Source organism: Acinetobacter sp. YH12255, assembly GCF_013417355.1.
In the GTDB taxonomy this organism is placed as follows: Bacteria; Pseudomonadota; Gammaproteobacteria; order Pseudomonadales; family Moraxellaceae; genus Acinetobacter; species Acinetobacter pseudolwoffii.
On sequence record NZ_VPEC01000005.1, the window covers coordinates 37,243 to 62,537 of the forward strand.

21 protein-coding genes and 1 riboswitch are annotated in these 25,295 nt (G+C 46.0%); of the genes, 6 read left to right on the plus strand and 15 right to left on the minus strand.

The genetic code is table 11. The features are described 5' to 3' along the window. Nucleotides 1-41: 41 nt before the first annotated feature. The 7 genes from guaB to FTV30_RS03440 all read right to left on the minus strand — a co-directional run bounded on the left by guaB (nucleotide 42) and on the right by FTV30_RS03440 (nucleotide 9,797). Entirely contained in the window at nucleotides 42-1,508 is a 1,467-nt protein-coding gene (gene guaB / locus FTV30_RS03410; RefSeq protein ID WP_005095051.1) for an IMP dehydrogenase, read from the minus strand. Nucleotides 1,509-1,743: 235 nt separating this feature from the next. Next, nucleotides 1,744-2,109, minus strand: coding sequence for a YkgJ family cysteine cluster protein (locus FTV30_RS03415; RefSeq protein WP_074383866.1), 366 nt, complete (start codon nucleotides 2,107-2,109; stop codon nucleotides 1,744-1,746). Between the two features lie 96 nt (nucleotides 2,110-2,205). Beyond that, entirely contained in the window at nucleotides 2,206-3,003 is a 798-nt protein-coding gene (locus tag FTV30_RS03420; RefSeq protein ID WP_005095047.1) for an MBL fold metallo-hydrolase, read from the minus strand. A gap of 184 nt (nucleotides 3,004-3,187) precedes the next feature. Then, entirely contained in the window at nucleotides 3,188-3,763 is a 576-nt protein-coding gene (locus FTV30_RS03425; RefSeq protein ID WP_005173234.1) for a TMEM165/GDT1 family protein, read from the minus strand. A gap of 73 nt (nucleotides 3,764-3,836) precedes the next feature. Next, a riboswitch (yybP-ykoY riboswitch) is annotated at nucleotides 3,837-3,979 on the minus strand. Nucleotides 3,980-4,067: 88 nt separating this feature from the next. Further along, the gene (locus tag FTV30_RS03430) at nucleotides 4,068-6,080 is read right to left on the minus strand and encodes a 2-oxo acid dehydrogenase subunit E2 (RefSeq protein WP_180001014.1); all 2,013 of its coding nucleotides are present in this window, start codon (nucleotides 6,078-6,080) and stop codon (nucleotides 4,068-4,070) included. 2 nt (nucleotides 6,081-6,082) lie between these two features. Further along, entirely contained in the window at nucleotides 6,083-8,785 is a 2,703-nt protein-coding gene (gene aceE, locus FTV30_RS03435; RefSeq protein ID WP_100354934.1) for a pyruvate dehydrogenase (acetyl-transferring), homodimeric type, read from the minus strand. A gap of 328 nt (nucleotides 8,786-9,113) precedes the next feature. Further along, a complete protein-coding gene (locus tag FTV30_RS03440; protein WP_180001015.1) occupies nucleotides 9,114-9,797 on the minus strand; it encodes a M23 family metallopeptidase in 684 nt (227 codons plus the stop codon). A gap of 107 nt (nucleotides 9,798-9,904) precedes the next feature. On the opposite strand from FTV30_RS03440, the gene FTV30_RS03445 reads away from it, so the two are divergent. Beyond that, complete coding sequence (locus FTV30_RS03445) at nucleotides 9,905-10,345, plus strand: DciA family protein (protein WP_180001016.1); 441 nt, start codon at nucleotides 9,905-9,907, stop codon at nucleotides 10,343-10,345. A 99-nt stretch (nucleotides 10,346-10,444) separates the two neighbouring features. On the opposite strand, the gene lpxC is transcribed toward FTV30_RS03445, so the two are convergent. From lpxC to murG, 7 genes are all read right to left on the minus strand, one after another. After that, complete coding sequence (lpxC, locus tag FTV30_RS03450; protein ID WP_005095032.1) at nucleotides 10,445-11,347, minus strand: UDP-3-O-acyl-N-acetylglucosamine deacetylase; 903 nt, start codon at nucleotides 11,345-11,347, stop codon at nucleotides 10,445-10,447. A 126-nt stretch (nucleotides 11,348-11,473) separates the two neighbouring features. Then, nucleotides 11,474-12,664, minus strand: a complete 1,191-nt coding sequence (gene ftsZ / locus FTV30_RS03455) for a cell division protein FtsZ (RefSeq protein ID WP_074383861.1) — start codon at nucleotides 12,662-12,664, stop codon at nucleotides 11,474-11,476. Nucleotides 12,665-12,823: 159 nt separating this feature from the next. Continuing rightward, nucleotides 12,824-14,086 carry a cell division protein FtsA gene (ftsA, locus tag FTV30_RS03460; protein WP_100354935.1) on the minus strand — a complete coding sequence of 421 codons (1,263 nt, stop codon included), beginning with the start codon at nucleotides 14,084-14,086 and terminating at the stop codon, nucleotides 12,824-12,826. A 70-nt stretch (nucleotides 14,087-14,156) separates the two neighbouring features. Further along, nucleotides 14,157-15,011 carry a cell division protein FtsQ/DivIB gene (locus tag FTV30_RS03465; protein WP_180001017.1) on the minus strand — a complete coding sequence of 285 codons (855 nt, stop codon included), beginning with the start codon at nucleotides 15,009-15,011 and terminating at the stop codon, nucleotides 14,157-14,159. 2 nt (nucleotides 15,012-15,013) lie between these two features. Continuing rightward, nucleotides 15,014-15,943, minus strand: coding sequence for a D-alanine--D-alanine ligase (locus FTV30_RS03470; RefSeq protein ID WP_005173261.1), 930 nt, complete (start codon nucleotides 15,941-15,943; stop codon nucleotides 15,014-15,016). A 57-nt stretch (nucleotides 15,944-16,000) separates the two neighbouring features. Continuing rightward, nucleotides 16,001-17,449: a UDP-N-acetylmuramate--L-alanine ligase gene (gene murC, locus FTV30_RS03475; protein ID WP_180001018.1), complete on the minus strand. Its 1,449-nt coding sequence runs from the start codon at nucleotides 17,447-17,449 to the stop codon at nucleotides 16,001-16,003. Between the two features lie 3 nt (nucleotides 17,450-17,452). After that, nucleotides 17,453-18,559, minus strand: a complete 1,107-nt coding sequence (gene murG, locus FTV30_RS03480; protein WP_100356984.1) for an undecaprenyldiphospho-muramoylpentapeptide beta-N-acetylglucosaminyltransferase — start codon at nucleotides 18,557-18,559, stop codon at nucleotides 17,453-17,455. Between the two features lie 419 nt (nucleotides 18,560-18,978). Here murG and FTV30_RS03485 point away from each other — a divergent pair, with 419 nt between their 5' ends. Then, nucleotides 18,979-20,181 (plus strand): CynX/NimT family MFS transporter, encoded by a 1,203-nt coding sequence (locus tag FTV30_RS03485; protein WP_180001019.1) that lies wholly within the window; start codon nucleotides 18,979-18,981, stop codon nucleotides 20,179-20,181. Between the two features lie 383 nt (nucleotides 20,182-20,564). On the opposite strand, the gene gshB is transcribed toward FTV30_RS03485, so the two are convergent. Continuing rightward, entirely contained in the window at nucleotides 20,565-21,515 is a 951-nt protein-coding gene (gene gshB / locus FTV30_RS03490) for a glutathione synthase (RefSeq protein WP_180001020.1), read from the minus strand. A 144-nt stretch (nucleotides 21,516-21,659) separates the two neighbouring features. On the opposite strand from gshB, the gene FTV30_RS03495 reads away from it, so the two are divergent. The 4 genes from FTV30_RS03495 to FTV30_RS03510 all read left to right on the plus strand — a co-directional run bounded on the left by FTV30_RS03495 (nucleotide 21,660) and on the right by FTV30_RS03510 (nucleotide 25,161). Continuing rightward, the gene (locus FTV30_RS03495; protein WP_004281307.1) at nucleotides 21,660-21,860 is read left to right on the plus strand and encodes a DUF3565 domain-containing protein; all 201 of its coding nucleotides are present in this window, start codon (nucleotides 21,660-21,662) and stop codon (nucleotides 21,858-21,860) included. 159 nt (nucleotides 21,861-22,019) lie between these two features. Then, entirely contained in the window at nucleotides 22,020-22,400 is a 381-nt protein-coding gene (locus FTV30_RS03500) for a hypothetical protein (RefSeq protein ID WP_227523614.1), read from the plus strand. 39 nt (nucleotides 22,401-22,439) lie between these two features. Further along, the gene (locus FTV30_RS03505; RefSeq protein WP_100356986.1) at nucleotides 22,440-24,206 is read left to right on the plus strand and encodes a copper resistance system multicopper oxidase; all 1,767 of its coding nucleotides are present in this window, start codon (nucleotides 22,440-22,442) and stop codon (nucleotides 24,204-24,206) included. Next, complete coding sequence (locus tag FTV30_RS03510; RefSeq protein WP_180001021.1) at nucleotides 24,193-25,161, plus strand: copper resistance protein B; 969 nt, start codon at nucleotides 24,193-24,195, stop codon at nucleotides 25,159-25,161. Before FTV30_RS03505 ends, FTV30_RS03510 begins: the two co-directional genes overlap by 14 nt. Nucleotides 25,162-25,295 lie beyond the last annotated feature (134 nt).

Genomic DNA, 25,295 nt, shown 5'->3' on the forward strand with positions numbered 1-25,295 from the left:
CATTTGCATGACGGCTTTTAAAAATTTTAAATCACAGGAGATTAACCCACGCGATAGTTGGGTGCTTCTTTGGTAATGGTCACATCATGCACATGTGATTCCGACATACCGGCAGAAGTGATTTTCACAAACTTGGCATTTTGACGCAGGTCTTCAATCACGGCAGAACCGGTATAACCCATCGAAGAACGTAGGCCGCCCATCATCTGATGCACGATATTGCCCATTGGACCTTTGTACGGTACGCGACCTTCAATGCCTTCAGGAACCAGTTTCTCGGCACCGGCTTTAGAGTCCTGGAAGTAACGGTCAGCCGAACCGGTTGCACCCGCCATGGCACCCAACGAACCCATACCGCGGTAGGCTTTGTAGTAACGGCCTTGGAAGAATTCAACTTCACCCGGTGCTTCTTCAGTACCGGCCATCAATGAACCAACCATAATGGTACTTGCACCCGCACCAATCGCTTTGGCCATATCGCCAGAGAAACGGATACCACCATCCGCGATCAACGGAATCTGATCTTTCAGCGCATTAGCAACAGAATCGATTGCAGAAATTTGCGGCATACCAATACCGGCCACAATACGTGTGGTACAGATTGAACCCGGACCAATCCCGACTTTAACCGCATCCGCACCTGCATCAAGCAAAGCCAATGCAGCATCGCCAGTTGCGATGTTACCGCCAATCACCTGAACTTGTGGATAGTTGGCTTTAACCCAACGTACCCGTTCGATCACACCCGCAGAATGACCATGTGCTGTATCGACAACAATCGCATCGACACCAGCTTCAACCAGTGCTTCAACACGGCTTGGGGTTTCTGCACCGGTACCGACTGCAGCACCGACACGTAGACGACCTAAATCATCTTTACAGCTGTTTGGATAAAGTTCAGCTTTACGGAAATCTGTCACCGTAATCAAGCCTTTCAGCTCTTGCTGATCATTCACCACCAATACTTTTTCAATACGGTGCTGCTGTAATAAGGCTTGGATATTTTCTTTCGATTCGCCTTCGCGAACTGTTACCAGACGATCCTGACCAGTCATGATGTTGCTGACTGGCTGCTCAAGATTGGTTTCAAAGCGTGTATCGCGACCGGTGACAATACCGACCACTTTGCCATCTTTCACCACTGGTACACCACTGATATTGTTGGCTTGAGTCAAAGCAATCAATTCACGTACTGTGGTTTCAGGAGTAACTGTAATCGGGTCTTTGACCATACCCGCTTCGAATTTTTTCACACGGCGCACTTCTGCAGCCTGAACAGCGATATCCATGTTCTTGTGCAAAATACCGATACCACCGTTTTGCGCCATTGCAATTGCCATACGGGACTCAGTCACCGTATCCATCGCTGCAGACACAAGAGGAATATTCAGGTTAATGCCACGGGTCAGGCGTGTCTTTAGAGAGACATCTTTTGGGAGAACAGTAGAATAGGCAGGGAGTAATAGGACATCATCGAAGGTTAACGCGTCTTGAACGATGGTCAACATAACAGTCTCACTGGTAATTTCCGTGCACTATTATAAACAAATATCGACTTAAATTTCATTGCAATTGCAAAATTATTTTTGCATTAAAATAGTTTTGAGGGCTGGATTTTTCCAGTGAATCAATTTGAGAACTACGACATCAGAAAAGAACTGACCACAGTAGTCTGATGCTTAAACTCAATCCCGATACTTTGAAAAGCTAAAAAGCAGAGCCTAAACTCTGCTTTGGGTCGATTTAGCTGACGTATTCAAAACTGTCATCATTGTCAGCTTCATCATTTTCAATCTGAATAAAAGGCAACATATTATGTGCCAAACGGGCTTTATTGCATTGATCATCGGCGATCTGTACTTCTTTGCAGGATGAACTGCGCAGCTCATACATACCGCAACTGACCTGCTGGCCGATGGTGCCATCCAGTGCAATACAGCGTGGATTTTTTTGATTGGTTCCAGCCATACATGAATAAACTGCTGTTACAGGTTCCGTATAATGCTCAGGCATATGAATCCCTTCTGCCCAGTAAAACGAAACCCTGAAATAGGCGCAGCACGCCCCGCAGCTTAAACATGCATCTGGTGTTGGAACTTGAGATAACATTTCTTATAAGTTCTCATGATCAAAAAAAAGTTTTTTGGAGAAGAAATATAAAAAATGTTGTTTTTCTACACAAGAAAAATTTTATTTTTCTGTGAACTATTCAGGACAGGTAAAAACAGTTTCGTCCATCAGGTCGGTGCCACATTGCAGCGTTTCAATCCAGTCCAGAAACTGGGTGATCTGCTCTTTACCCATAAAAGGCGTGCCATGCTGCGGCACAATCATCTCGATATCCATGCCCCGCACCATGTTCACCCAAAGACGAATCACCTTGTTATTGCACATATAACGCTGATGAAAGCTTTTCATTTTTGGGATATGCGCAGCAAAGTTTTCCAATGGTTTGGCAGCATCATCGACCATCGATGCACCCATATCTCCCGAAAACAGGATCTTGGCAATCGGATCATAAAACTGGAAATTGCCGACTGAATGCAGAAAATGCGCTGGTACCGCCACAATATTGGCATTACCCAGAGGAATGATCTGACCATGATCCGGGAGCTCGACCAGCCGATCTAGCCAGTTGCCTTTCATCCGGTCACTCATAAAAGCCGAGTTTAAATGTGGCAAGAAACGCGCCCAGAGCTTGGAAGCCACCACTTTGGCATCGGTATATACCAGCCAGCGTGGCATCGAAGTAATGATGTCAGGATCCTGATGCGAAGCCATGACATAATCCAGATTGGTCAACCGGGTGTATTTATTCAGTTCCATGGTTAGCGGAACATAGGTGAGATCACCACCCGGATCGAGTACCGCCGCCCGCTCGTTATCAATGATTAAAAACTGGTTTGCCTGAACGCCTTCACCTTTGACCAGACTGGTAAAACTGATGCATTTATGTGTCCCGTCATCAAACAGGACCTGCGATGTGGTGCGTTCAAAAACCATGTATATATTCCCCGATTTAAATTTAAAAGTGCTGTTTTATACCCATATAACATATAAGTATTTAGTTGAACTTACAATCAATAAAACTGGCCATATCACACTACTTATCAAAGTTTTAAGCTTATTTTAGGCATAAAAAATCCTGAGTTTTTAGCTCAGGATTCATGCAATTATTACTGTATTTTTAAAATAAATAATATTGAAGCAGAGTGGCGACACCAATCACCAGGAAAATGGCCGCGCCAATTTTATGAATCAGGCTGATCGGCAGCCTGTTCGCCAGTTTATCTCCTAGAAATACCGCAGGTGCATTGGCCAGCATCATCCCCAAAGTGGTACCGAGCATCACCCAGAATATACTATCGAAACGTGCTGCCAGCGCGACTGTGGCAATCTGGGTTTTATCGCCAATTTCTGCCAGAAAGAACAAAATGAAGGTCGCAGCAAATACCCCGAATTTTTGCCATTTATTGATACTGGCATTTTCATCTCCGAGTTCATCCGGAATCAGCATCCAGGCCGCCATCGCAATAAAACCAATCGACACAATCCACAGCAACACTTCCGGCCCAATCACCGTGGTGATCCATTGTCCCAATACCGCAGAAAGGCCATGGTTAATCAGCGTCGCCAATAAAATAGCAACTAAAATAGGAACGGGTTTGCGAAAACGTGCGGCAAGCAGCAAAGCCAGCAGTTGGGTTTTGTCACCCATTTCAGCCAGTGCCACGATTGCGGTCGACAGTAAGAATTCATACATGAGGTCTTTCTCTGGCTAGCATCCAATACCAATGACTCACCGCTCCTGCTAGCCAAAATCTGCAGAGTGGTAAATCAAAGGTCTTGCCAACAAAAGAAAGCTTCGAGAAGCTCATTTGGTTCTTTGCTATGATGACCATGTCCGGTTCAGGACAAATATGTTGACCATCACCCTTCTGCTTTGCGCAAAAGGCGGCTACTCCCCAATGAAGTGCGCCAAGTATAGAATCAAATCCATTATTTTTCAATGTGGCAAAAATAAACCCCGCCGAAGCAAGGTTTATGATTGAAATGATCTGATCAGATTAGATCAATAAAGTACGAATATCTTTAAGCAGCTGGGTCAGCTTGTTGGTGAAACGCGCAGCATCTGCACCATTAATCACACGGTGATCGTATGACAAAGACAACGGTAGCATCAAGCGTGGATCAAAACCTTCACCATTCCAGACCGGTTGCATGGTGGCAGGTGAAATTCCCAGAATTGCCACTTGCGGCCAGTTCACCAGCGGCGTAAATGCAGTACCACCAATTGAGCCCAGGCTGGTAATGGTAAAGTTCGCCCCTTGCAGATCTTTTGGCGACAATTTCTTGTCACGCGCTTTTTGACCCAAGCTTCCCAGCTCAGTGGCAATCTGTTTAATCGACTTCTGATCGGGATGACGCAATACCGGAACCGTTAAACCATCTGGCGTTGCCACCGCGATCCCCATATGGATCTCGTTACGTAGCAGGACTGACTTGCCATCATCGGCCAAGTGACCAGCAAACTCGCGCTCTTCTTTTAACAAGTGCGCAACTGCTTTGATGATGAAGGCCATAATGGTCAGGCTCAGGCCTTCTTTCTTGAAGTTGCCTTTCAGCTCATTACGCCACGCTTCCAGTTCAGTAATATCGGCTGCATCAAACTGGGTCACTTGCGGAATGAAATTATTCAGCGACAACTGCGGAATAGACACTTGTTGCAAACGCGTTAAGGCTTTCTCTTCCACACCACCAAAAGCACTAAAGTCTGGCAATTTTGGTAGACCTGCGGCTTGAACAGCAGCGGCTACAGGAGCAGCCTGCGGCGCAGTCAGGCGCGCTTTGACATAAGCCTTCAGATCTTCTTTCATCACCCGGGCATTGGAACCTGAAGCCTGAACTTCTGACAATACTACGCCCAGTTCACGCGCCAGTTTACGTACAGCAGGGCCGGCATAGACTTTCGAGTTGGCGACATTCTGCTCTTTCGTCAGCTTGTCGGCATTGTCAGAGGTCGCCACCGCTGGAGTAGAAGATGCCGCAGGTGCTGCTTTGGTGGTCTCTACTGGTGCAACAGCTGCTTTCGGTGCTTCCGCTTTAGCCGCAACAGGTGCAGCCTCTGCTTGCGCTTCAGCTTGAATTGTCATCAGTGCAATGCCTTCAGAGACATTTTGTCCCAGCTCAACATGAATCGCCTTGATCACCCCAGCAGTTGTGCTTGGCACTTCAACCGTGGCTTTGTCTGATTCCACCACAATGATGCTCTGGTCTTTTTCAACCGTATCACCGACAGAAACCAGAATTTCAGCCACAGCTGCTTTGTCTACCCCGAGGTCAGGCACCATCACTTCAACCTCACCCGCAGGTGCTGCTGCAGCTTGAGCCACTGGCTCCGCTTTAGCATCTTGAACTGGCGCAGCTTCAGCTTTTGGCGCTTCTGCTGCAACAGTCGGGGTCGATCCTGAAGTTTTCACTTTTAGAATCACCACACCTTCTTTAATCGTGTCGCCTTCTTTAATGTCGATGGATTCCACCGTACCTGCAACCGTACTTGGCACTTCAACAGTCGCCTTGTCCGATTCCACCACCACGATGCTTTGATCCACCTCGATTTCATCACCGACAGAGACCAGAATTTCACCGACAGTGGCTTTCTCTACACCAATATCGGGGACTTGAACATCGACCACTTGTGAACTTGCTTGAGCCTCAGGCGCAGCAGAAACTTTTGGCTGATGTGATGCCAGTTCTTGCATGATTTCCTGATCAGGCAAAGACGTAGGTGTATTTTCTGAGGTTTTTTGTGAGGCATCTGCTTGCTGTGGCTCGACCACATCCGTACTGCCATCTTCAGCTTGCAGTTCAATCAGTACCGCGCCTTCAGTCACTTCATCACCCTGACTGACCAGAATGCTTTTCACCACCCCTGCTGAAGTGCTGGGCACTTCAACAGAGGCTTTATCGGATTCAAGCAACACGATGCTGTCATCAATCGCAATCGTATCACCGACTTTGACCAGAATTTCGGCCACGGTTGCCTGATCTACACCAATATCGGGAGTCGTAATTTGCATGCTTAGTTCTCCTCTTTGTAGTCAGCAACAGCATGTACAGATGGGGTGTCTTGCGGTGCCCAAGCCACCGGACGATCGGTATCCAGCTCAAACGTCGAGATCGCGTCTTTCACCAGGCGCGGATCAACTTCACCTTCATCTGCCAGTTTTTTCAGAGTTGCCACCACAATATGGGCAGCATCGACACCGAAGTAGCTACGTAAATTACCACGTGTATCTGAACGGCCATAACCATCGGTACCGAGTGCCACAAATGGGCGGCCATCTGGAAGATAGGCACGAATCTGTTCGCTATAGGCACGCATATGATCAGTTGCAGACACCACAATACCTTCGGTACCGCGTAGCTGTTTCGATATCCATGCTTCTTTCACATCCTCAGCAAGTGGATGCAGGCGGTTGTATTCTTCACATGCCATACCATCACGTGCCAGTTCATTGAAGCTGGTGACACTGTAGACATTTGAGTGAATTTGATATTCCTCACGCAGAATCTTCGCCGCCTTGATCACTTCACGCAGGATCACACCCGAGCCCAGTAACTGAACCGTGGCTTTTTCATCTTCTTCCAGTAAGTACATACCACGCTTGATGCCTTCTTCAACACCTTTTGGCATTTCCGGATGCTCGTAGTTTTCGTTCATCACGGTCAGGTAATAGAACACACGTTCCTGATTCACATACATACGTTGTAAACCGTCATGCACGATCACTGCCAGTTCATAACCAAAACATGGGTCATAAGAGACACAGTTTGGAATGGTATTGGCCAGAATATGGGAATGACCATCCTGATGCTGCAAGCCTTCGCCGTTTAGTGTAGTACGACCTGCAGTTGCACCGAGCAAGAAACCTTGTGCCTGTGCATCACCGGCTGCCCATGCAATATCACCGATACGCTGGAAACCGAACATCGAGTAGTACATGTACATCGGGATCATTGGCAGGTTATTGGTTGAATAACTGGTGCCTAACGCGGCCCAGGCACTCATGGCGCCGGCTTCGTTAATTCCTTCTTGCAACATGTGTCCGTCTTTGGCTTCACGATAATGCATCAACTGTTCTTGGTCTTCAGGCGTATATTTCTGACCATGCGCAGCATAGATACCGAGCTGGCGGAACATGCCCTCCAAACCAAAAGTACGTGCTTCATCTGGCACAATCGGAACAACACGGTCTTTAATTGCTTTCTCTTTAAGAAGCGCAGAGATTAAACGTACCATCACCATCGTGGTCGATTGTTCTTTACCATTTGAACCGGCCAAGACCGAATCAAATACTGAAAGTCCAGGAATCGCCAGCTGTTCGCTTTCCTTACGACGTGCCGGCAGATAACCACCCAATGCTTCACGACGCGCCTTCATATATTTGATTTCAGGCGAATTTTCACTTGGACGGTAGAATGGTACTTCTTCCAGCTGTTCATCGGTGAACGGAAGATTGAAACGGTCACGCACGTATTTCAAAGAATTGATTTGCATCTTCTTGATTTGGTGAGTTTTGTTGACTGCTTCGATTTCCTCGGACAAACCATAACCTTTGACGGTTTTCGCCAGAATCACGGTCGGCTGACCTTTGGCCGTACATGCTTCGGCATAAGCCGCAAAGACTTTGTACGGGTCGTGGCCACCGCGGTTCAGATTATCAATATCTTCGTCGCTTAAATCCTTGACCAGCTCTTTGGCTTCTGGGTATTTACCGAAGAACTTTTCACGTGCGTAAGCACCACCTTTGACCTGGTAACGCTGGAAATCGCCATCGACGGCTTCTTCCATCACTGCTTTCAGTGCACCGGATTTATCTTTATCCAGTAGTGGATCCCAATGACGGCCCCACACCACTTTAATCACACGCCAGCCTGCGCCGCGGAATAGTGACTCAAGTTCCTGAATGATCTTGCCATTACCACGTACCGGACCATCCAGACGTTGCAAGTTACAGTTCACCACCCAGATCAGGTTATCGAGCTTTTCGCGACCTGCCAGAGAAATTGCACCCAGGCTTTCCGGCTCGTCCATCTCGCCATCACCCAAATACGCCCAAACCTTACGATCTTCTTCTTTGATCAGGCCACGGTTCATCAGGTACTTTTGAATATGTGCCTGATAAATCGACATGATTGGGCCCAGACCCATCGATACGGTTGGGAACTGCCAGTAGTCCGGCATCAAATAAGGATGCGGATAAGATGGCAGACCTTTACCGCCTACTTCACGACGGAAATTATTCAGATGCTCTTCAGTCAAACGTCCTTCTAAAAATGAACGCGCATAGATACCAGGTGCACAGTGACCCTGGTAATAGATCATGTCGCCGCCGAAGCTGTCGCTATTGGCGCGGAAGAAGTGGTTAAAGCCCACATCATAAAGGGTTGCGGAAGAAGCAAAACTCGCCAGGTGACCACCGAGATCATCACCGGTTTTATTCGCGCGTAATACCATTGCCAAGGCATTCCAGCGAACCAGCGCACGAATCCGGCGTTCCATATCCTGGTCGCCCGGCATTGCCGGTTGTTCTTCAACGGAAATCGTATTTAAGTAGGGAGTATTTAAACGCTGAATAGGAACATGCTTTGCAATTGCGCGTTGATAAAGTTTTTCTAATAAAAATGCTGCACGCTCGGTACCCATGTGTTGCAAAACAGAGTCAAATGCATCTTGCCATTCTTGGGTTTCTTGCGCGTCTGTATCGCCATAAAACGCCATAATCTACAGTTCCTAAAAGCCTAATTTAATGTCTTATATGTACCATATTTGAGACCTCAGCAGGTATGGCTCTGGCTGAATGCGATTTGGCAGTACTATTTAGGAACTAAATGATTGGTGACGTTTAATTACACAACATAACAAAAAATAGTCAATATAGGAGATTTATTATACATTCATTATAATAGTTGGTGATAATATCAGACTTAAAAGCGATTATCTGAAGAACCCTTCAATGTGGGTTGAAGAGCCTTAGCTTAATCGCTTTGAAATGCTTATTGGAGAGATGCTTATGTATAAAGAGCCTAATAGAAATTCAGGTCTATACTTAAGGTAACATAGCCAAATAAGTAGATGGGTTTTTACGTTGACCGTCTTTTACTACTTCATAATGCAAGTGTGGACCGGTACAGCGGCCAGTACAGCCAACGTTGGCAATATGATCACCTGCCTGTACCTGCTCTCCCACACGTGCAATAAGACGTGAAGCATGAGCATAACGTGTTAAATAGCCATTGCCATGATTGATTTCAACATATTGACCATAACCCGTACCCCAACCTGATTTGGTTACAATACCTGGGCCTGTGGCATAAATTGGTGTACCACTTGGCGCTGCAAGATCAAGACCTGAGTGATTTTCAGCACGGCCACCCATGGTACGACCACCGTAATTTGAACTTACGCGAGAATTGGGTAAGGGATGAGCGATCAGCCAGGAATAAGCACTATTTGCAGCAGCTCGATTAGATGAGGTATTTGCATACTTCTGTGCCAGCGTGCGATTGTTAAGCTCAACTGGCTTTTCACGTAGCTGGACATTCAATTTGGTTTGCACCGGAATATCGATATCATCTGGATGAGTATATGCACCCTGTGCCAGAGTACGCGTCAATTGCTCGATACGATCTGTTGAACCATTTTCTTGATTTAGATTGACTAAATCTGCAAAGGCTACCGAAGCAGCTGAAACTGATAAAGAAAATGCCAACAAAATACGTCGCATATGCATAAAAAACCTCTCTAAACTGCTTTAATCGAGTTCCTTGAAGATCTCTATCCTTGATATCCACTAAAAGAAGCGCATAAGATTAAGACATAAACATGTAGGAATTATGTATGTCAGAACCTGTCAACGTTTTTCAACAAACCAGAAAACAGATAAAAACAGGAAACTTTTCGTTTCTCTCATCACAAGTTGCTGCCTGGCAGAAACTTACGAAACTCGTACAACCGCTATTGCCCCAACCGGAACGCTGGCAAGTTGTGTGCTATCAAAATGGTGTGTTAACGATTACCGGTGAAAACCAGGCCATGATCAGTCAATTGGCCTATCTTCAAAAGCAATACATTTCACAACTCTCTCAAATAAATGAATTAACAGATCTTACAAAACTTCAAGTTTGCTTGCGGAATCCTTCACAAACGCAACCTGTTGCAGCAACACCTGAAAGAGCCTTAAATGCAGAAACACAGGAATTACTTCGTGGTGCAGCTGACTTTATAAGCGACTCTAAGCTTAGCCAAGCTTTGCTACGTTTGGCAAGCAATAAAAAGTAACATAGCAATCAAATGTAATAAATTAGAAAAGCAGTATTATGCGACACATGTCACACTATTGACGCAATAACTAAAACATAAAGACACAAACACAATGACTTATGTCACATTCACATACATGATTGGACAATTGGCCTCGTCATCAAATGTTACAATTTCATAGCAGCTTGGATCACTTTTCACATTGCGCAACAGCTGATTATTTAAAGCGTGTCCAGATTTATAACCATCAAATTTGGCAATGATCTGATGTCCAAGCAGATACAAATCCCCGACTGCATCCAAAATTTTATGGCGTACAAATTCATCAGAGAATCTTAGACCCTCTTCATTCACCACTCCGGTTTCATCCACACCAATGGCATTCTCCAAACTGGCTCCCAGTGCCAGATTATTGGCTTTGAGATAATCCAGATCTTTCATAAAACCAAAGGTACGCGCTTCACTAACTTCATAAACAAAAGTTTCAGTCGAGAAATCGATACTGGCGGACTGATGTTCTTTTTTAAAAGCAGGATGATCAAAATCAATGGTGAAATTCAGCTGGAAGCCATGGTGCGGACTAAAAATGGCACGCTTATCATCAATCAGTGCTTCAACCGGTTTAATAATCTTGACGAATTTTTTCGCAGCATCCAGTTCTTGCAGACCACCTTGCATGAGCAGATAGATAAACGGGCCTGCACTGCCATCCATAATCGGCACTTCAGAGGCAGAGACTTCGATAATCAGGTTATCAATTCCTAAACCGGCAATCGCACTCATGACATGTTCAATCGTACCGACTTTGGCATTTTCCTGAACCAGATTCGAGCACATGAAAGCTTCCTGAATCAGCATCGCATCGGCAGGAATGTCGACCGGCGGATTCAGGTCAATACGACGAAACACAATTCCCCCATCGGCATGGTGCGGCACAAAGTTAATCATGACTTTTTGCCCACTGTGAAGACCGATTCCGCTCGCTTTCACGATACGTTTCAGGGTACGTTGTTTCAACATGCTTCTTTCATCTGTTCATCAATAAAACCGCTATACGTTAGCATATTTGGCCATTGAGAAAAAACAAAAAGGTGGCTTAAAAGCCACCTTTCCTGTGTAATCATGGTAAACACATGATGTTACATGTTATTTACGCTGTTGATTCTTAAGATAATCCTGAATACTCATTGGTGTTGGACGCGGGCTTGAAACTGATGCTGAAACATTCGCTGGCGTAGCGGTTTCATGCTGTTGGCGCTGAATCGCTGGTACATCATCATCTTCTACCACAGCCTGTGAAGCTGCTGCTGGGCGCGTTGCCTGTACATTGGTACGTTTGGTCGGTTCAACCGAATCCGCTGCATGACGGGTTAAACCCGTTGCAATCACGGTCACACTGATTTCATCACGTGCATCCGGATCAAATACCGTACCGTAGAACACCTGACCTTCATCCAAATCGACAATCTGGTTAACAACATCGGTGATTTCTTCAATTTCACCAAAAGTGACATCATCGCCACCCGTTACGTTAATCAGAATACCTTTGGCATTCATGATGGTTACGTTATCGAGTAATGGGCTACGAATAGCCTGTTCAGCAGCCTGACGGGCACGGTTTTCACCACGGCCTAAACCAACACCCATCATGGCATAACCACGAGTACTCATCGCTGTTTTCAAATCGGCGAAGTCAAGGTTGATATGACCCGGACGTACCACCAGATCAAAAATACTGCGTACCGCATTCAGTAGCACATCATCCGCTTTTTTATAGGCATCTTTCATTGAAATATCACGGAAGACTTTCAATAAACGCTGATTTGGAATGATGATCAATGAGTCGACATGCTGCTCAAGCGCTTCAATGCCTTTTTCCGCAGATTGTAAACGGCGCTTGCCCTCAAAGTTGAATGGCGTCGTCACCACACCAACCGTCAGGATACCCATTTCTTTGGCAATTTCAGCAACCACTGGCGCAGCACCCGTTCCGGTACCACCGCCCATACCCGCAGTGACAAAGACCATATCGGTCCCTTCAAGCTGCTGGCGGATCAGTTCACGGCTTTCTTCTGCTGCAGTCTGACCCACTTGCGGATTGGCACCTGCACCCAGACCACGGGTACTTTGCTCACCCAGCTGAATTTTAAATTCGGCTTCCATGCGATCGAGTGCCTGCTTGTCCGTATTGGCACAAACAAACTTTACGCCCTGGATATCGGACTGCAACATGTGTTGTACAGCATTACCACCCGCACCGCCTACACCAAACACAGTGAAACGGGCTTGACCATTGCTATCGCTATGATCGTCTTCGAAAAATTCAAATGAGGCCATGACCTATAAAATTCCTAATTCATAATTGGCAGTCACTAAGCCCGTACACTGCCTTAATCTTAATAAAATTGTTTTTAAGAATGCTGCTCATGCGTTAACTTGTCAAGTACAAGCCCGATTAACTACATCTTCTCAACAATATTCACAATAAAAATCGACTTAAAAGATTGATTTCAAGGTGTCATTAAAGCCAGACCAAGCCCGCTTGACGCGCTGAGTTAACGATAATCGCTCTACATCATCCTGTTCTACAATCGTGTCTTGAGTATCACTCTGACTAAACATCAGCAAACCCGCGACCGTACTATATTGCGAACGGCGTAGCGCCGCCTGATGCTGTTCATCGGCATACACCTGCGTTGGTGGATTACCCAAATGAGCTGACACACCCAAGGTACGGCGTACAAAACTCACCATACCTTCAATATGACTGGCATCACCGGTCAGGACCACACCATGATACAAGCCCTGGATCGCGCCATTTTTCACCAGTTCATCACGCACCAATCCAAGAATCTCGTCATAACGCGCCATGATAATTTCGGTCAGCTCAATCCGGCTGATGGTTTGTGGCCCATCAATCCCCTGGAACTGAATCATATGGTCAGGCTTAACCACTTTCAGGTCTACGCAGCCATACAGCAGTTTCAGGCGTTCAGCTTCTTCGGTCGTGGTCTGTAACACCGCCGCAATATCACGGGTCACATGCTCGCCACCACGCTGGAAGGTATGGGTTAAGGCCAGACGACCATCCACATATACCGCCACATTGGTGGTGCCGGCACCGATATCGACCAGACAGACGCCATATTCTTTTTCATCTTTGAGCAGGCTGGCTTCGGCAGTGGCCAGGCTCGACACCACCATTTTTTCCACGCCAATATTGGCACCTTTCAGGGCACGGTCAATATTCTGCATGGTACTGATTGGCAGCATCATCAGATGATAATGCCCGGTCATGCTATGTGCCGACATACGAATCGGGTTTAGCACCCATTCCGGTGAATCATCCAGCTCAAAACCCAGAGGCACAGCACTGACCAGATAATGATCTGAAGTCAAATGACTGGCTTTGGCCAATTCCAGTGCACGCACCACTTCACTGGTGGTAATCGCATGTTCGCTATTGTCAATCGAGGTACGACCTGAAGCATAAAAGCTTTTTAATTCGGCACTTGGAATAGAAACCCAGGCAGAATGTACACGACATTCCGCCATATCTTCTGCTTCTTGAACGGCATTTTTAATTGCAGTAATAACTTTATCGAGACTGACAATTTTCCCTTTACTCATGCCTCGGTTACGAGCGGTGGCCATACCAATCACTTGGATATTGTCTGGCGCGTGTACCTTGCCAATCAAAACTGAAACTTTGTGTGTCCCAATGTCAATCGCCACAACCGAGGGAACAGCTTCACTCATTATTCACTACTACCATTACGTGTTTGTTAGATTTATGGCTTTAAATGCCTCTATTTTTTAAAGCCGATCATTATGGCTTTACTGTTACCTTATTCTCAACGCCCGTGTCATCAATGGTTACAATAAAATGTCCATTTACAATTTTAGGCGGAATTGAATTTTTCCACTGTATCGACAATCCATTGCGATAACGCAGGTCGATGGCCGAAATTTTAGACCAGACCGGCTTTAAGTCGCTTTGAGACAGATGGCTCAAGCGCTGTAATTTGCTCATGGTCTGATCTTTATCAACAATTATTCTTAAACCCGAATCAAACTGCATAAACCAGGTCATTCGCTCGGTGAGATAGAGTTCTTTTAGACGAATGCCGTGTGGCAAAAATAACTGATTAATTTCATTATAACGACGCATCATGGTTTCTGCATGGCTCGCTGGCCCATGTAGTAACGGTAATGCCTCATAATTCTTGGGTGTGACTTCGGTGAAAATGACACCACTGTCACTCAATAAACGTCCTGTGCCCCAACGTGCAATCGCATGATGTGGCATGATCCGTACCCGAATGCCATTTGGCCAGGCTCGGGAAACCACCACCCGATCCACCCAGGACAGCTCCAAGGTACGATCTCGGATCGCTTCCAGATCCGAAGTAAAATAGTTTTCGGTCACAACCGGTGACACATATTGCATGACCTGACGCTGTTCAGCAGCCGAGCGGGTACCTAACACGCCCAGCTCTGCCACTTCGGTATTGGTCATGACTTTATATAAGCCCAATATTCCAAAGGCCAGCACCAGCACTGCAATACACAACAATAACCAGCCACCAAAATTGGACAGCTTTTCTTTGCGTGTCGGCGGCTTGTCGTGAATTGAGGTAATCGCAGCACGTTTACGGCGCATGGAAACAGGAAGTTGAGCCATATTTAGTGTGCCGACCCGGTCAGGGTCTGTTCCAGAATCGCAACACACAGGTCATCAAAACTATAACCGACTGCAGCTGCCGCTTTTGGCACCAAAGAATGACTGGTCATGCCCGGTACGGTATTCACTTCCAGCAGCCAGAAGTTGCCCTGTTCATCCTGCATGGCATCAATCCGGCCCCAACCGCTGGCACCGACTGCCTGAAATGCACGCAGACTCAGGGCTTTTAACTGTTGCTCTTCAGCTTCGGTCAAACCACATGGAATGCCATATTGCACATCATTACGGTTATATTTGGCTTCATAATCATAGAAAGCAACATCTTGAGGTGGTTCAAGACGAATCACAGGCAGCGCCTGACCATTTAAAACCACAATGGTGAATTCACGGCCGGTAATCCATTGTTCTGCCATCACCACGGCATCATGTTCAGTTGCCTTGGCAATTGCTTCTGCAAAGTCTTCAATTTTTTCAACCTTGCTCATGCCGATACTGGAACCTTCATGTACCGGTTTGATAATCAAAGGCAGGCCTAAAGAATTGACGATATCAGCTGCATCGGAATCTTTGGTAACAATACGATAAGGCGCTGTCGGCAATTCCGAACCCTGCCAGACCTGCTTGGTCTTGACCTTGTCCATGCCGATTGCAGAGCCTTGTACCCCCGTACCGGTATAGGGCACATTTAGCCATTCCAGTACACCCTGAATCTGACCGTCTTCACCACCACGACCATGCAATACAATGAAAGCACGGTCATAATTTACCAGTTCTGTGACACTACGTTGCTGCGGGTCAAAAGCTTCCGCATTGACCCCTGAACGCACTAATGCCTCAAGTACCGCCGTACCACTGTCTAGAGAAACCTCACGCTCTGCAGATTTACCACCAAGCAACACGGCAACTTTTCCGAATTTTGAAGCATTTGACACGTTTATATCCTTAAACTTTTTTCAATCTGGTCAATTCAATTCAGTCATGCAAGATGACTATTTTATATATAAGTGATTTTGCGCAAGTTCGACTGAGATTGCTCCAACATTACCTGCGCCTTGGGTTAATAACAAGTCATTTGCTTGCAATACTTTTCTCATGATCTGATTCAGATTACCGTCCACCGCATCGACCAGAATTGGCTCAACTTCGCCACGTAAACGAATGCTGCGGGCTAAAGTACGGCTGTCCGCCCCTACAATCGGTTTTTCACCGGCAGGATAAACATCCAATAACAATAACTGGTCTACAGTAGAAAGTACTTCCACAAAATCATCAAAACAGTCACGGGTACGGCTATAACGGTGTGGCTGGAACATCATCACCAGGCGACGATCCGGATGACTCTGACGCGCGGCTTTAATGGTGGCTTCGACTTCTTTTGGATGATGACCATAGTCATCCACCAGTTTCACGTCACCACCCTCAATCGCAAACTCACCCTGAACTTCAAAGCGGCGACCCACACCACTGAAACCTTCCAGTGCACGGCAGATTGAAGCATCAGACACGCCTTCATCGGTTGCTATACCAATCGCGGCCAAGGCATTCAGCACATTATGCAAGCCTGGCTGGTTGACCGTTACACGCAATGGCTCACGCTCTTTACGCAATACGGTAAAGTGGGTTTGCATACCATCCTGATCAACATCTACTGCGCGGATGTCATTGTCTTCATTGAAACCATAAGTCAGTAACGGACGTGCAATCCGCGGCATGATTTCACGGATATTGGCATCATCACCACAGACTACGGCCAAGCCGTAAAATGGCAGTTTTTGCAGGAACTGGATAAAGGTATCTTTTAGGACATCGAAGCTACCGCCATAGGTATCCATATGATCGGCATCAATATTGGTCACCACGGCAGCCATCGGTTCCAGGTGCAGGAAAGAAGCATCTGACTCATCGGCTTCGGCCACGATATAACGGCTGGCGCCCAAGGCTGCGTTCATACCGGTACGGTTCAGCAAACCACCGATCACATAGGTTGGATCCATGTTTTCTTCTGCCAGCATACAGGTGATCAGACTGGTGGTTGTGGTTTTGCCATGCGTGCCGGCAACCGCAATACCATGACGGTAACGCATCAGCTCACCCAGCATTTCTGCACGGCGAACCACAGGAATACGACTTTCAATCGCGGTTTTAATTTCCGGGTTTTCCTTGTCAATCGCAGTAGACACCACGATCACATTGGCCCCTTTAATATTATTTGCAGTGTGCCCGATATAAACCTTGATCCCATTTTCTTCCAGCTGCGCCGTGGTATTGGATGCCTTGATATCTGAACCGGAAACTTTATAGCCCTGATTTTTCAATACTTCGGCAATACCACACATGCCTGCACCGCCAATGCCCACAAAATGAATGTGTTTGATACGGCGCATTTCCGGCACTTTAATTAATTTTTTCGCTTGTTCAGCGGGGGTTACTGGAGACATAGTTTACTCGAATGATAATTCTTGAATTAAACGGACCACATGTTGAGTCGCATCGGGTTGAGCCTGTCGACGTGCTTTTACCGCCATTTCCATTAATAGCTGGCGATTCAGCATCGGCTCTAATAAGGTTTTTAAACTTTCCGGGGTCATGCTGGCCTGTGGGCAGATTTTTGCCGCATTAATCTTGGCCAGAAAACCGGCATTGGCAGTCTGGTGATCATCCACCGCACTTGGAAGCGGTACAAAAATCGCAGCCACACCTGCCGTCGCAATTTCGGTCACCGTCAATGCGCCAGCACGACAGATCACCACATCGGCATCACTATAGGCTTTGGCCATATCTTCAATAAAAGGCTGGACTTCGACGTGCAGATTTGCCGGAGCATTGGCATAACGTGCACGCGTCGCCTCAGCATGGTTTTGACCACACTGATGATAGACATTTAAAGGCACATTGAACTGTTTTAAGGCTTCAGGCACCCGTTCATTTAAGGCCTGCGCCCCCAAAGATCCGCCCACGATTAAAATGCGTAAGGGTAATCCTGCTTTTTCACGCTCCTGATAACGCCAGGACGGATTTAAAATGTCACTAATTTCTTGGCGCACCGGATTGCCCGTGGTCACGATTTTATCCTGTGCGGGAAAGGTGTCCGGAAACGCCTGACACACCGTCTTGGCAACACGCGACAATTGGCTATTGGTAAAACCGGCCACCGCATTCTGCTCATGAACCAGCACCGGAATGCCTAGAATACGCGCAGCCAGACCACCCGGCCCTGCCACATAACCACCAAAGCCGGCTACGGCATCGACTTTTAGCTGCTTCATGTATTTCATGGCACTAAAAGTCGCTTTCATGATTTTAAAAGGGGCCAAGGCCTTACGTACAAAACCATTACCACGCACACCCTGAATATCAATTTGATAAATAGGAATATTCTGATTTTTTAATAAACGATTTTCCATGCCTGCAGGCGTAGCCAGCCAAGACACTTCAATCCCTTGTTGTTGTAAGTTTTTTGCAACGGCTAACGCTGGAAACACATGTCCACCCGTACCTGCGGCCATCATCATGACATGTTTAGGCTGTTTTTGCTGAGCGTCGGTCACGGTCTAATTCTTCAATTTAAAAAATGGAACAGGAAATCTGATTTAAGTGGTCAATTGTAATCACAATTGTAGGGCCTTGAAAGTTTATTTACTTTATTTCAACAAGGCATTAATTGTTTTTTTCATACGATTTTAAAGTTTAAACTAGTTTTGTTATCAGGCAGGCATTTTTCCTTAGACTTAAGTGACATATAAACACAATTTTAACCCTCTTTCATTTAATCTTTCCCTCACTGTATTTGTTAGATCTATTTGTTTTTCGGGATTTTCTCAGCAATTTCTATTCATTCACCAGTTTAATTGCTCTATTAACTTATGCCTAAATCATATAAATCTTAATAAAATTTTATGTTATCCATATCGCTATATACTTTTTTAGCTGTATTAGCACATTGATTGAATGGATTAAATCATTATAAATGTCAAAAATATCAATTCGTGACCTATGGATTATTTTGGCCGGCTATTTGGCGGCTATTCATGTCGGGAAACTTTCTGCGGTTCTTCCCATTTTACAACAGGATTTAGGTCTCAGCTTTACGCAAGCCGGTTTTTCCCTATCTCTGGTTCAAGGCGCGGGGATGCTGTTTGCCTTGTGTATTGGTGCATTGTCAGAAAAAGTCGGTTTAAAACGCTGTCTGATCTTGGCATTGATCATTTTAGGCCTCAGCAGTATGGCAGGCCTCTGGATTCAGCATGTCGCGGCGTTGTATTTCTTCCGTTTTACTGAAGGGATCGGATTTTTAACTATCTCCTTATGCGCCCCTGCCATTCTCAAACGTATCAGCCGAGCTGAAACACTCAATTTTAAAATGGGACTCTGGAGTTCCTATATGGGGGTTGGTGTCAGTCTTGCTGTCTTTACCATTCCCATGTTGCTTGAATACCTGAGCTGGCAAAGCATTTGGGCCATTTTAGGGAGTCTCTGTCTGCTCATTGCAGTGATGATTAAACGGTATTTATATCTTGAAGCGGTCACACCGGTACAGCCGAATCACCCGCAAGCCGGCACAGAAAATACCTCCTTCTGGCAAATTATTAAAGTGACCCTGACTCACCCACCGATTTTGTGTTTGGCCATTATTTTTGCCTGTTATACCAGTCAGTGGATAACCGTGACTGGATTCTTGCCTACCCTGTATGTCGAACATGGGATTGATTTAAAAGTCGCAGGGGCTCTGGTCTCGATGGTGGTGCTTGCTAATTTAGGCGGTACCTTTGGCGCAGGTATGTTGCTGCAAGGTGGCTGGAAACCCAAAACCCTGTTAAGCACAGGATTTATCGCCATGCTGTGCAGCAGCTTGCTGACTTTTGCGGCAAGCTCTTGGCTGTCATTTGAATTACAGTTTGTGAGTGCCGTACTGTTTTCACTCATTGGCGGGATGATTCCGACCACGATCTTTGCGATTACCCTGCGCTATGCACCGCGTGCCAATGCCGCAGCCGCCAGTGTCGGTCTGGTTTTACAGGTTTCAGCCTGTGCGCAATTCTTTGTACCTCCTCTGAGTGCGGCACTGGTATCCACGACACAACAATGGGCCCATATCGCGACAGTCACAGCCTGTCTTTCTATCTTAGGAATATTGATGACGCTGCTTTTATTTAAGCGTTATGCTCAATAAAAAAGAGCCTCAGATGAGTAATGCCAGTCAGTTAAGAAATTGACTAGAATTTTCTTTTTTAAATTCATGATCATATTTGACAAGTAGAAAAGTCATCCGCAACTGTTTGAGGCAGGACTAGATTTAAAAATGATTGTTTCTGCGACAAATTTACTAGTCGATGGAGGCTGACGAGTTTTGCGGTGAGGAGTGTTGCTCCGCAAGATGCCTTCCTTGCGAAGCTTCGCTTCTCATTTGGGCGAAACCAAAGTAACAAATAATTTACAAGAATTTGATTTATAACATTAATACTCCGCATTGAATGACTAAAAAATTAAAGAGTCTATTTCTAAACTCCTTAACTGATCAGCATTACCTCAGATGAGGCTCTTTTTCTGTCTGGTTTAAACCTGCTGCGAACGGCCTGCCTCTAATACAGCAAACAGATCATCGGCAATTGAGGTTCCAAACTGGTCATCAATTTCACGAATACAGGTTGGGCTGGTTACATTAATTTCAGTGACATAATTACCAATCACATCCAGTCCTACAAAAACCAGACCTTTTTCTCTAAGATAAGGGCCTACTTTTGCCGCAATGGCGCGGTCATTTTCAGTCAGTGGACGTGCTTCTCCCAGACCGCCTGCCGCCAGATTGCCGCGCACTTCACCATTTTGTGGAATACGGGCCAAGCAATATGGTACTGGCTCGCCATTAATCATCAGGATACGTTTATCGCCTTCGACAATTTCAGGAATATAACGCTGTGCCATAATCGGCTGGGTACCGTTATTGGTCAGCATTTCAATGGTTGAACCAATATTGATGCCATCCTGATACAGGCGGAAAATTCCAGTACCCCCCATGCCATCCAGCGGTTTCACAATCACATCGACCTGTTCTTTGAGAAACTCACGAATCAGGCTTTGCTGCGAAGTCACCAGTGTCGGAACTTGCAGATGCGGGAACTGGGTCGCAAACAGTTTTTCATTACAGTCACGCAGGCTTTGTGGCTTGTTAACAATCCATGCACCTTCGCGTTCTGCCTGCTCCAGAATATAAGTGGTGTAGACAAAATTCATATCAAAAGGTGGATCTTTACGCATCAACACCACATCATAAGCAGCGATGGATTCTTTCTTTTTTTCACCGAGTTCATAATAGTGATCATAGTCTTCAAACACCTGTAGCGGCACTATCAAACCAAAAGCTTTGCCCTGCTCAATATATAAATCTTGTTGTAATGCATAACCAAGCTCATGCCCACGGCGTGCTGCTGCCCAAAGCATGGCCATGGTCGAGTCTTTCTTCAGGTTTACATTTTCGATGGGATCCATCACAACAAGTACGCGCATGTGTCTCTGCTCTTTTTCAAAAAATGACTTAGCAAGGAGTATAGCTTGTGTGGATTCTTTTGTTTATGGTGATTTTGCATGACTTGTTCTGTATAGATTTTTAGATAAGTACTGAGGCAGATTGAGCTCAAAAGGAGGTTTGCCATGCAACAGGCAATTATCGGTTTTCATTTGGATGAAGAACAGCATTGGGTTGCAGAGCTGGCCTGCGGACATGGCCAGCATGTACGGCATACCCCGCCGTGGCAAAATCGGCCCTGGGTGATGACCGAGCAAGGTCGCAAAGAAAAGCTTGGCATGCTGCTGGACTGTAAAAAATGTGAAAAGTGCGAAACTGAAACCTGAACCTATAAAAGTGTGATGTAGCTGACTAAAAATAATCTCGCACAGGATTTGCTAATTGCAGTCACTGCGTTTATGCTTTTATTGCTCAAACATGCAGCGTTTTTTTCAGGGTGGACTTTGCTCACACGGCTCGTCAAACAGATCTGGTTGGTGATGCTTATGGTTTTTGCCATAGGCTGGAGCAGTGTGTCTGTTGCTTCTGCAACAACCATGCATTTGGTCATGTCGTCTGAACAGATGAGCAGCCATTGTCTGGACATGGTAAAAGCCTCCACCTCTCATGCTATGCATGAATCTGCGCATAACTCAGATCAAGACCTGACACAGGCTGACTGTTTTCCGGATATGCCACAGCACTCACAAGACTGTCTGGATTGCAGTACGATGGCCTGTCAAAGCCAGATGAGCGGCTTGCAAATTTCGGCCCCTGAACTGACAGTATTCGACCATCATTCTCTAGAAAGAACCCTCCTCCCAACTTATCATGCCAAACACCTTGCCGGTTATTGGCAGGAAATCCTGCGCCCACCCAAAACTTAATCCTGAATATTCAATTTTTTATTAATTAAGGATTAAGTGATGTTAATTAAAATTCCCCAATGCCTATGTCTGGGCATTTGCCTGATGTCATCGTCTGCAGTTTTTGCAGCTGTTAAAGAATATCATCTGGTTATTGATGAAAGTCCGCTCAATCTCACCGGAAAGACGGTCAAACGGATTACCGTAAACGGAAAATTCCCTGCCCCCTTGCTGGAATTCGAAGAAGGTGATGATGCGGTGATTCATGTGCAAAATAACCTGAAGAATCAAGATACCTCGCTGCACTGGCATGGCCTGCTCCTGCCCGGCCTAATGGATGGTGTCCCTGGATTTAATGGTTTTCAGGGTATCAAACCGAAGCAGTCTTTTACTTATCGTTTCAAGGTTCGTCAAAACGGTACCTATTGGTATCATGCGCATTCCAAAGGCCAGGAACAGGACGGCTTATATGGTGCCTTGGTGATTTATCCTAAAGCACAAACACCGATGCCTGAGCATGAAAAAACCGAGCGGGATTATGTGGTGATGCTGTCGGATTTTCATGAACAGGACAGCCAGCAGATTCAGAATAATTTAAAAAAATCGGCTGAATATTATCAGAATCAGCGTGAAACCGTGGGCGATGTACTCCAGCAGGTAAAACGTGACGGTCTCAAGGCCACCTGGTCAGATCGCAAAATGTGGAACCAGATGCGCATGTTGAAAACCGACCTGTCTGATGTCAGCGGTTATACCTTTTTAATCAATGGCAAAACCCCGCAACAGAACTGGAGCGGCCAATTTAAACCGAATGAAAAGGTTCGTCTGCGATTCATTAATGCCTCGGCCATGTCGTTTTTCGATGTACGTATTCCCCAGCTTAAAATGACCGTGGTTAGCGCCGATGGACAAGCTGTACAGCCGGTCGCTGTAGATGAATTCCGTATCGGAACTGCTGAAACGTATGATGTGATTGTGGAACCAACTGCACCTCATTACCAGATTGAAGCCGAATCGATCGACCGTTCAGGCTTTGCCATTGGCAGCTTGCACAATGAGGCTGATCCAGCGACACATCCGATTCAATTACCGACGCCACGTCCACGTGCCTTATTGACCATGGAAGATATGGGACATGGCGAACCGCATGACATGTCTCATACCGCACACAGCAGTCAGACCACGAAATCTGCAACAGATACGCCTAAACATGATGAGCATGCCCAGCACGACATGCACGCAGGTCACAGTGCTATACCCAAGACAAATCCGTCTCATCCACCGGTTGAGGGTTGGGTCAATATGTCTACACCTGCAGGGCATAAAGCATTGCAATATCAAGACCTCAAAGCCCTGACGCCACAAACCGATACCCGAGCCGCAGAACGTGAACTGGTGATTCGTCTGGGTGGAACCATGGAACGTTATATCTGGACCATCAATGGTAAAAAATTCAGTGATGCCGAACCATTGCAGGTGCAATATGGCGAACGGATCCGTTTGAAATTTATCAATGACAGCATGATGGCGCATCCGATGCATTTACATGGCATGTTTATGCAGTTGGAAAATGGTCAATCTGCTGCACAGATGCCAAATAAACACACCGTGATTGTGCCACCTGGAAAAACGCTCACAACCTTATTAACGGCAGATGAACTGGGAGAATGGGCGATTCACTGCCATCTGCTCTATCACATGAGTGCCGGCATGATGAATAAGCTGATTGTGGCACATGTGAATGACGATCAAGCTTCTCATGCTTCGCCGCAACAAATGCCGTCAAAGCCAGCAGTGGATCAAGGAGAAAGCCATGCACATCACTAAGCTCTTTTTAAAATCGGTATTAAGCAGTGCACTGCTCGTGGCGAGTTTCAGTATATTGGCAGCGGATCATCAGGATCATCAGGATCATCAGGATCATCAGGATCATCAGGATCATCAGGATCATCAGGATCATCAGGATCATCATCCTAGCAAAACCGCAGTACATCATAGCGCTCCTATTGCAGTGCCGGATCTACGCTCACATACCCAACAAGCTCGATCTTTATCTGATCAAGAATCTGTAGGGCACGAAAAACCTGTTGGCGCTACTGCGGAGCATGACCATCGGAAAGAACATGGTGCACAGATTTATAGCCAAGTCATTCTGGACCAGAAATGGCAAATCAATTCAGCTGGAAATGGCGCTTTTAAATCAGAGAATGAAGCCAGAATTGGTACTGATGAAAACAAGGTTTTTCTCAAGCTGCAGGCAGATAAATCTGAATCGAGTCAGGCTGACTATGCGGCCGAAATCCTGTATAGCCGTAATATTTCCGATTTCTGGGATGTACAAACCGGTTTGCGCTACCGTCAGGAAAATATAAGCCAGCATACAGCTTCCCTACAAAATGAACGTTTCGATGCAGTGCTTGGACTGCATGGCCTGGCCCCTTATTTTTTTGAAACCGATGCCTATCTCTATGTCGGTGAAGATGATTTTGTCGGATTCAAACTGGAAACAGAACGTGACCTGTTGCTGACTCAGAAACTGATTATGCAGCCCTTTATTGAACTGGATATCATTTTCAATGATCAAGCTGCGAGTGCGAAAAAATCTGGTCTGAGTCATGCGACATTAGGACTAGAAACCCGTTATGAGATCAGTAAAAAAGTCATGCCTTATCTGCAGGTTGGCTATGAATATAGCAAAGGAAACAAACAGACTGCCTGGCAGCAGGCATCCGGCTCTGACCAGGGCTGGATCTATGCTTTAGGACTTAAAATGATGTTTTAAGGACGGATTATCATTTTTAAGATAAAAGGTAAGACCACGACGAAGTATGAAAAATCCATTCATACTTCGTCGGCTGTTATTAAATTGACTCAAGAGAAGGAGGCTGTGTATTGTCCAGAGAAAGCATTGCTACT

What these genes read in the sequence shown, in the direction of transcription:
- FTV30_RS03415 (WP_074383866.1), bottom strand. Translation starts at nt 2,109, where the DNA reads ATGTTATCTCAAGTTCCAACACCAGATGCATGTTTAAGCTGCGGGGCG.
- aceE (WP_100354934.1), bottom strand. Translation starts at nt 8,785, where the DNA reads ATGGCGTTTTATGGCGATACAGACGCGCAAGAAACCCAAGAATGGCAA.
- FTV30_RS03485 (WP_180001019.1), top strand. Translation starts at nt 18,979, where the DNA reads ATGTCAAAAATATCAATTCGTGACCTATGGATTATTTTGGCCGGCTAT.
- FTV30_RS03510 (WP_180001021.1), top strand. Translation starts at nt 24,193, where the DNA reads ATGCACATCACTAAGCTCTTTTTAAAATCGGTATTAAGCAGTGCACTG.
- FTV30_RS03430 (WP_180001014.1), bottom strand. Translation starts at nt 6,080, where the DNA reads ATGCAAATTACGACTCCCGATATTGGTGTAGATCAGGCAACCGTGGCC.
- ftsZ (WP_074383861.1), bottom strand. Translation starts at nt 12,664, where the DNA reads ATGGCCTCATTTGAATTTTTCGAAGACGATCATAGCGATAGCAATGGT.
- FTV30_RS03500 (WP_227523614.1), top strand. Translation starts at nt 22,020, where the DNA reads ATGGTTTTTGCCATAGGCTGGAGCAGTGTGTCTGTTGCTTCTGCAACA.
- lpxC (WP_005095032.1), bottom strand. Translation starts at nt 11,347, where the DNA reads ATGTTGAAACAACGTACCCTGAAACGTATCGTGAAAGCGAGCGGAATC.
- FTV30_RS03425 (WP_005173234.1), bottom strand. Translation starts at nt 3,763, where the DNA reads ATGTATGAATTCTTACTGTCGACCGCAATCGTGGCACTGGCTGAAATG.
- gshB (WP_180001020.1), bottom strand. Translation starts at nt 21,515, where the DNA reads ATGCGCGTACTTGTTGTGATGGATCCCATCGAAAATGTAAACCTGAAG.
- FTV30_RS03495 (WP_004281307.1), top strand. Translation starts at nt 21,660, where the DNA reads ATGCAACAGGCAATTATCGGTTTTCATTTGGATGAAGAACAGCATTGG.
- murC (WP_180001018.1), bottom strand. Translation starts at nt 17,449, where the DNA reads ATGTCTCCAGTAACCCCCGCTGAACAAGCGAAAAAATTAATTAAAGTG.
- FTV30_RS03420 (WP_005095047.1), bottom strand. Translation starts at nt 3,003, where the DNA reads ATGGTTTTTGAACGCACCACATCGCAGGTCCTGTTTGATGACGGGACA.
- FTV30_RS03465 (WP_180001017.1), bottom strand. Translation starts at nt 15,011, where the DNA reads ATGGCTCAACTTCCTGTTTCCATGCGCCGTAAACGTGCTGCGATTACC.
- FTV30_RS03445 (WP_180001016.1), top strand. Translation starts at nt 9,905, where the DNA reads ATGTCAGAACCTGTCAACGTTTTTCAACAAACCAGAAAACAGATAAAA.
- FTV30_RS03505 (WP_100356986.1), top strand. Translation starts at nt 22,440, where the DNA reads ATGTTAATTAAAATTCCCCAATGCCTATGTCTGGGCATTTGCCTGATG.
- FTV30_RS03440 (WP_180001015.1), bottom strand. Translation starts at nt 9,797, where the DNA reads ATGCATATGCGACGTATTTTGTTGGCATTTTCTTTATCAGTTTCAGCT.
- ftsA (WP_100354935.1), bottom strand. Translation starts at nt 14,086, where the DNA reads ATGAGTGAAGCTGTTCCCTCGGTTGTGGCGATTGACATTGGGACACAC.
- guaB (WP_005095051.1), bottom strand. Translation starts at nt 1,508, where the DNA reads ATGTTGACCATCGTTCAAGACGCGTTAACCTTCGATGATGTCCTATTA.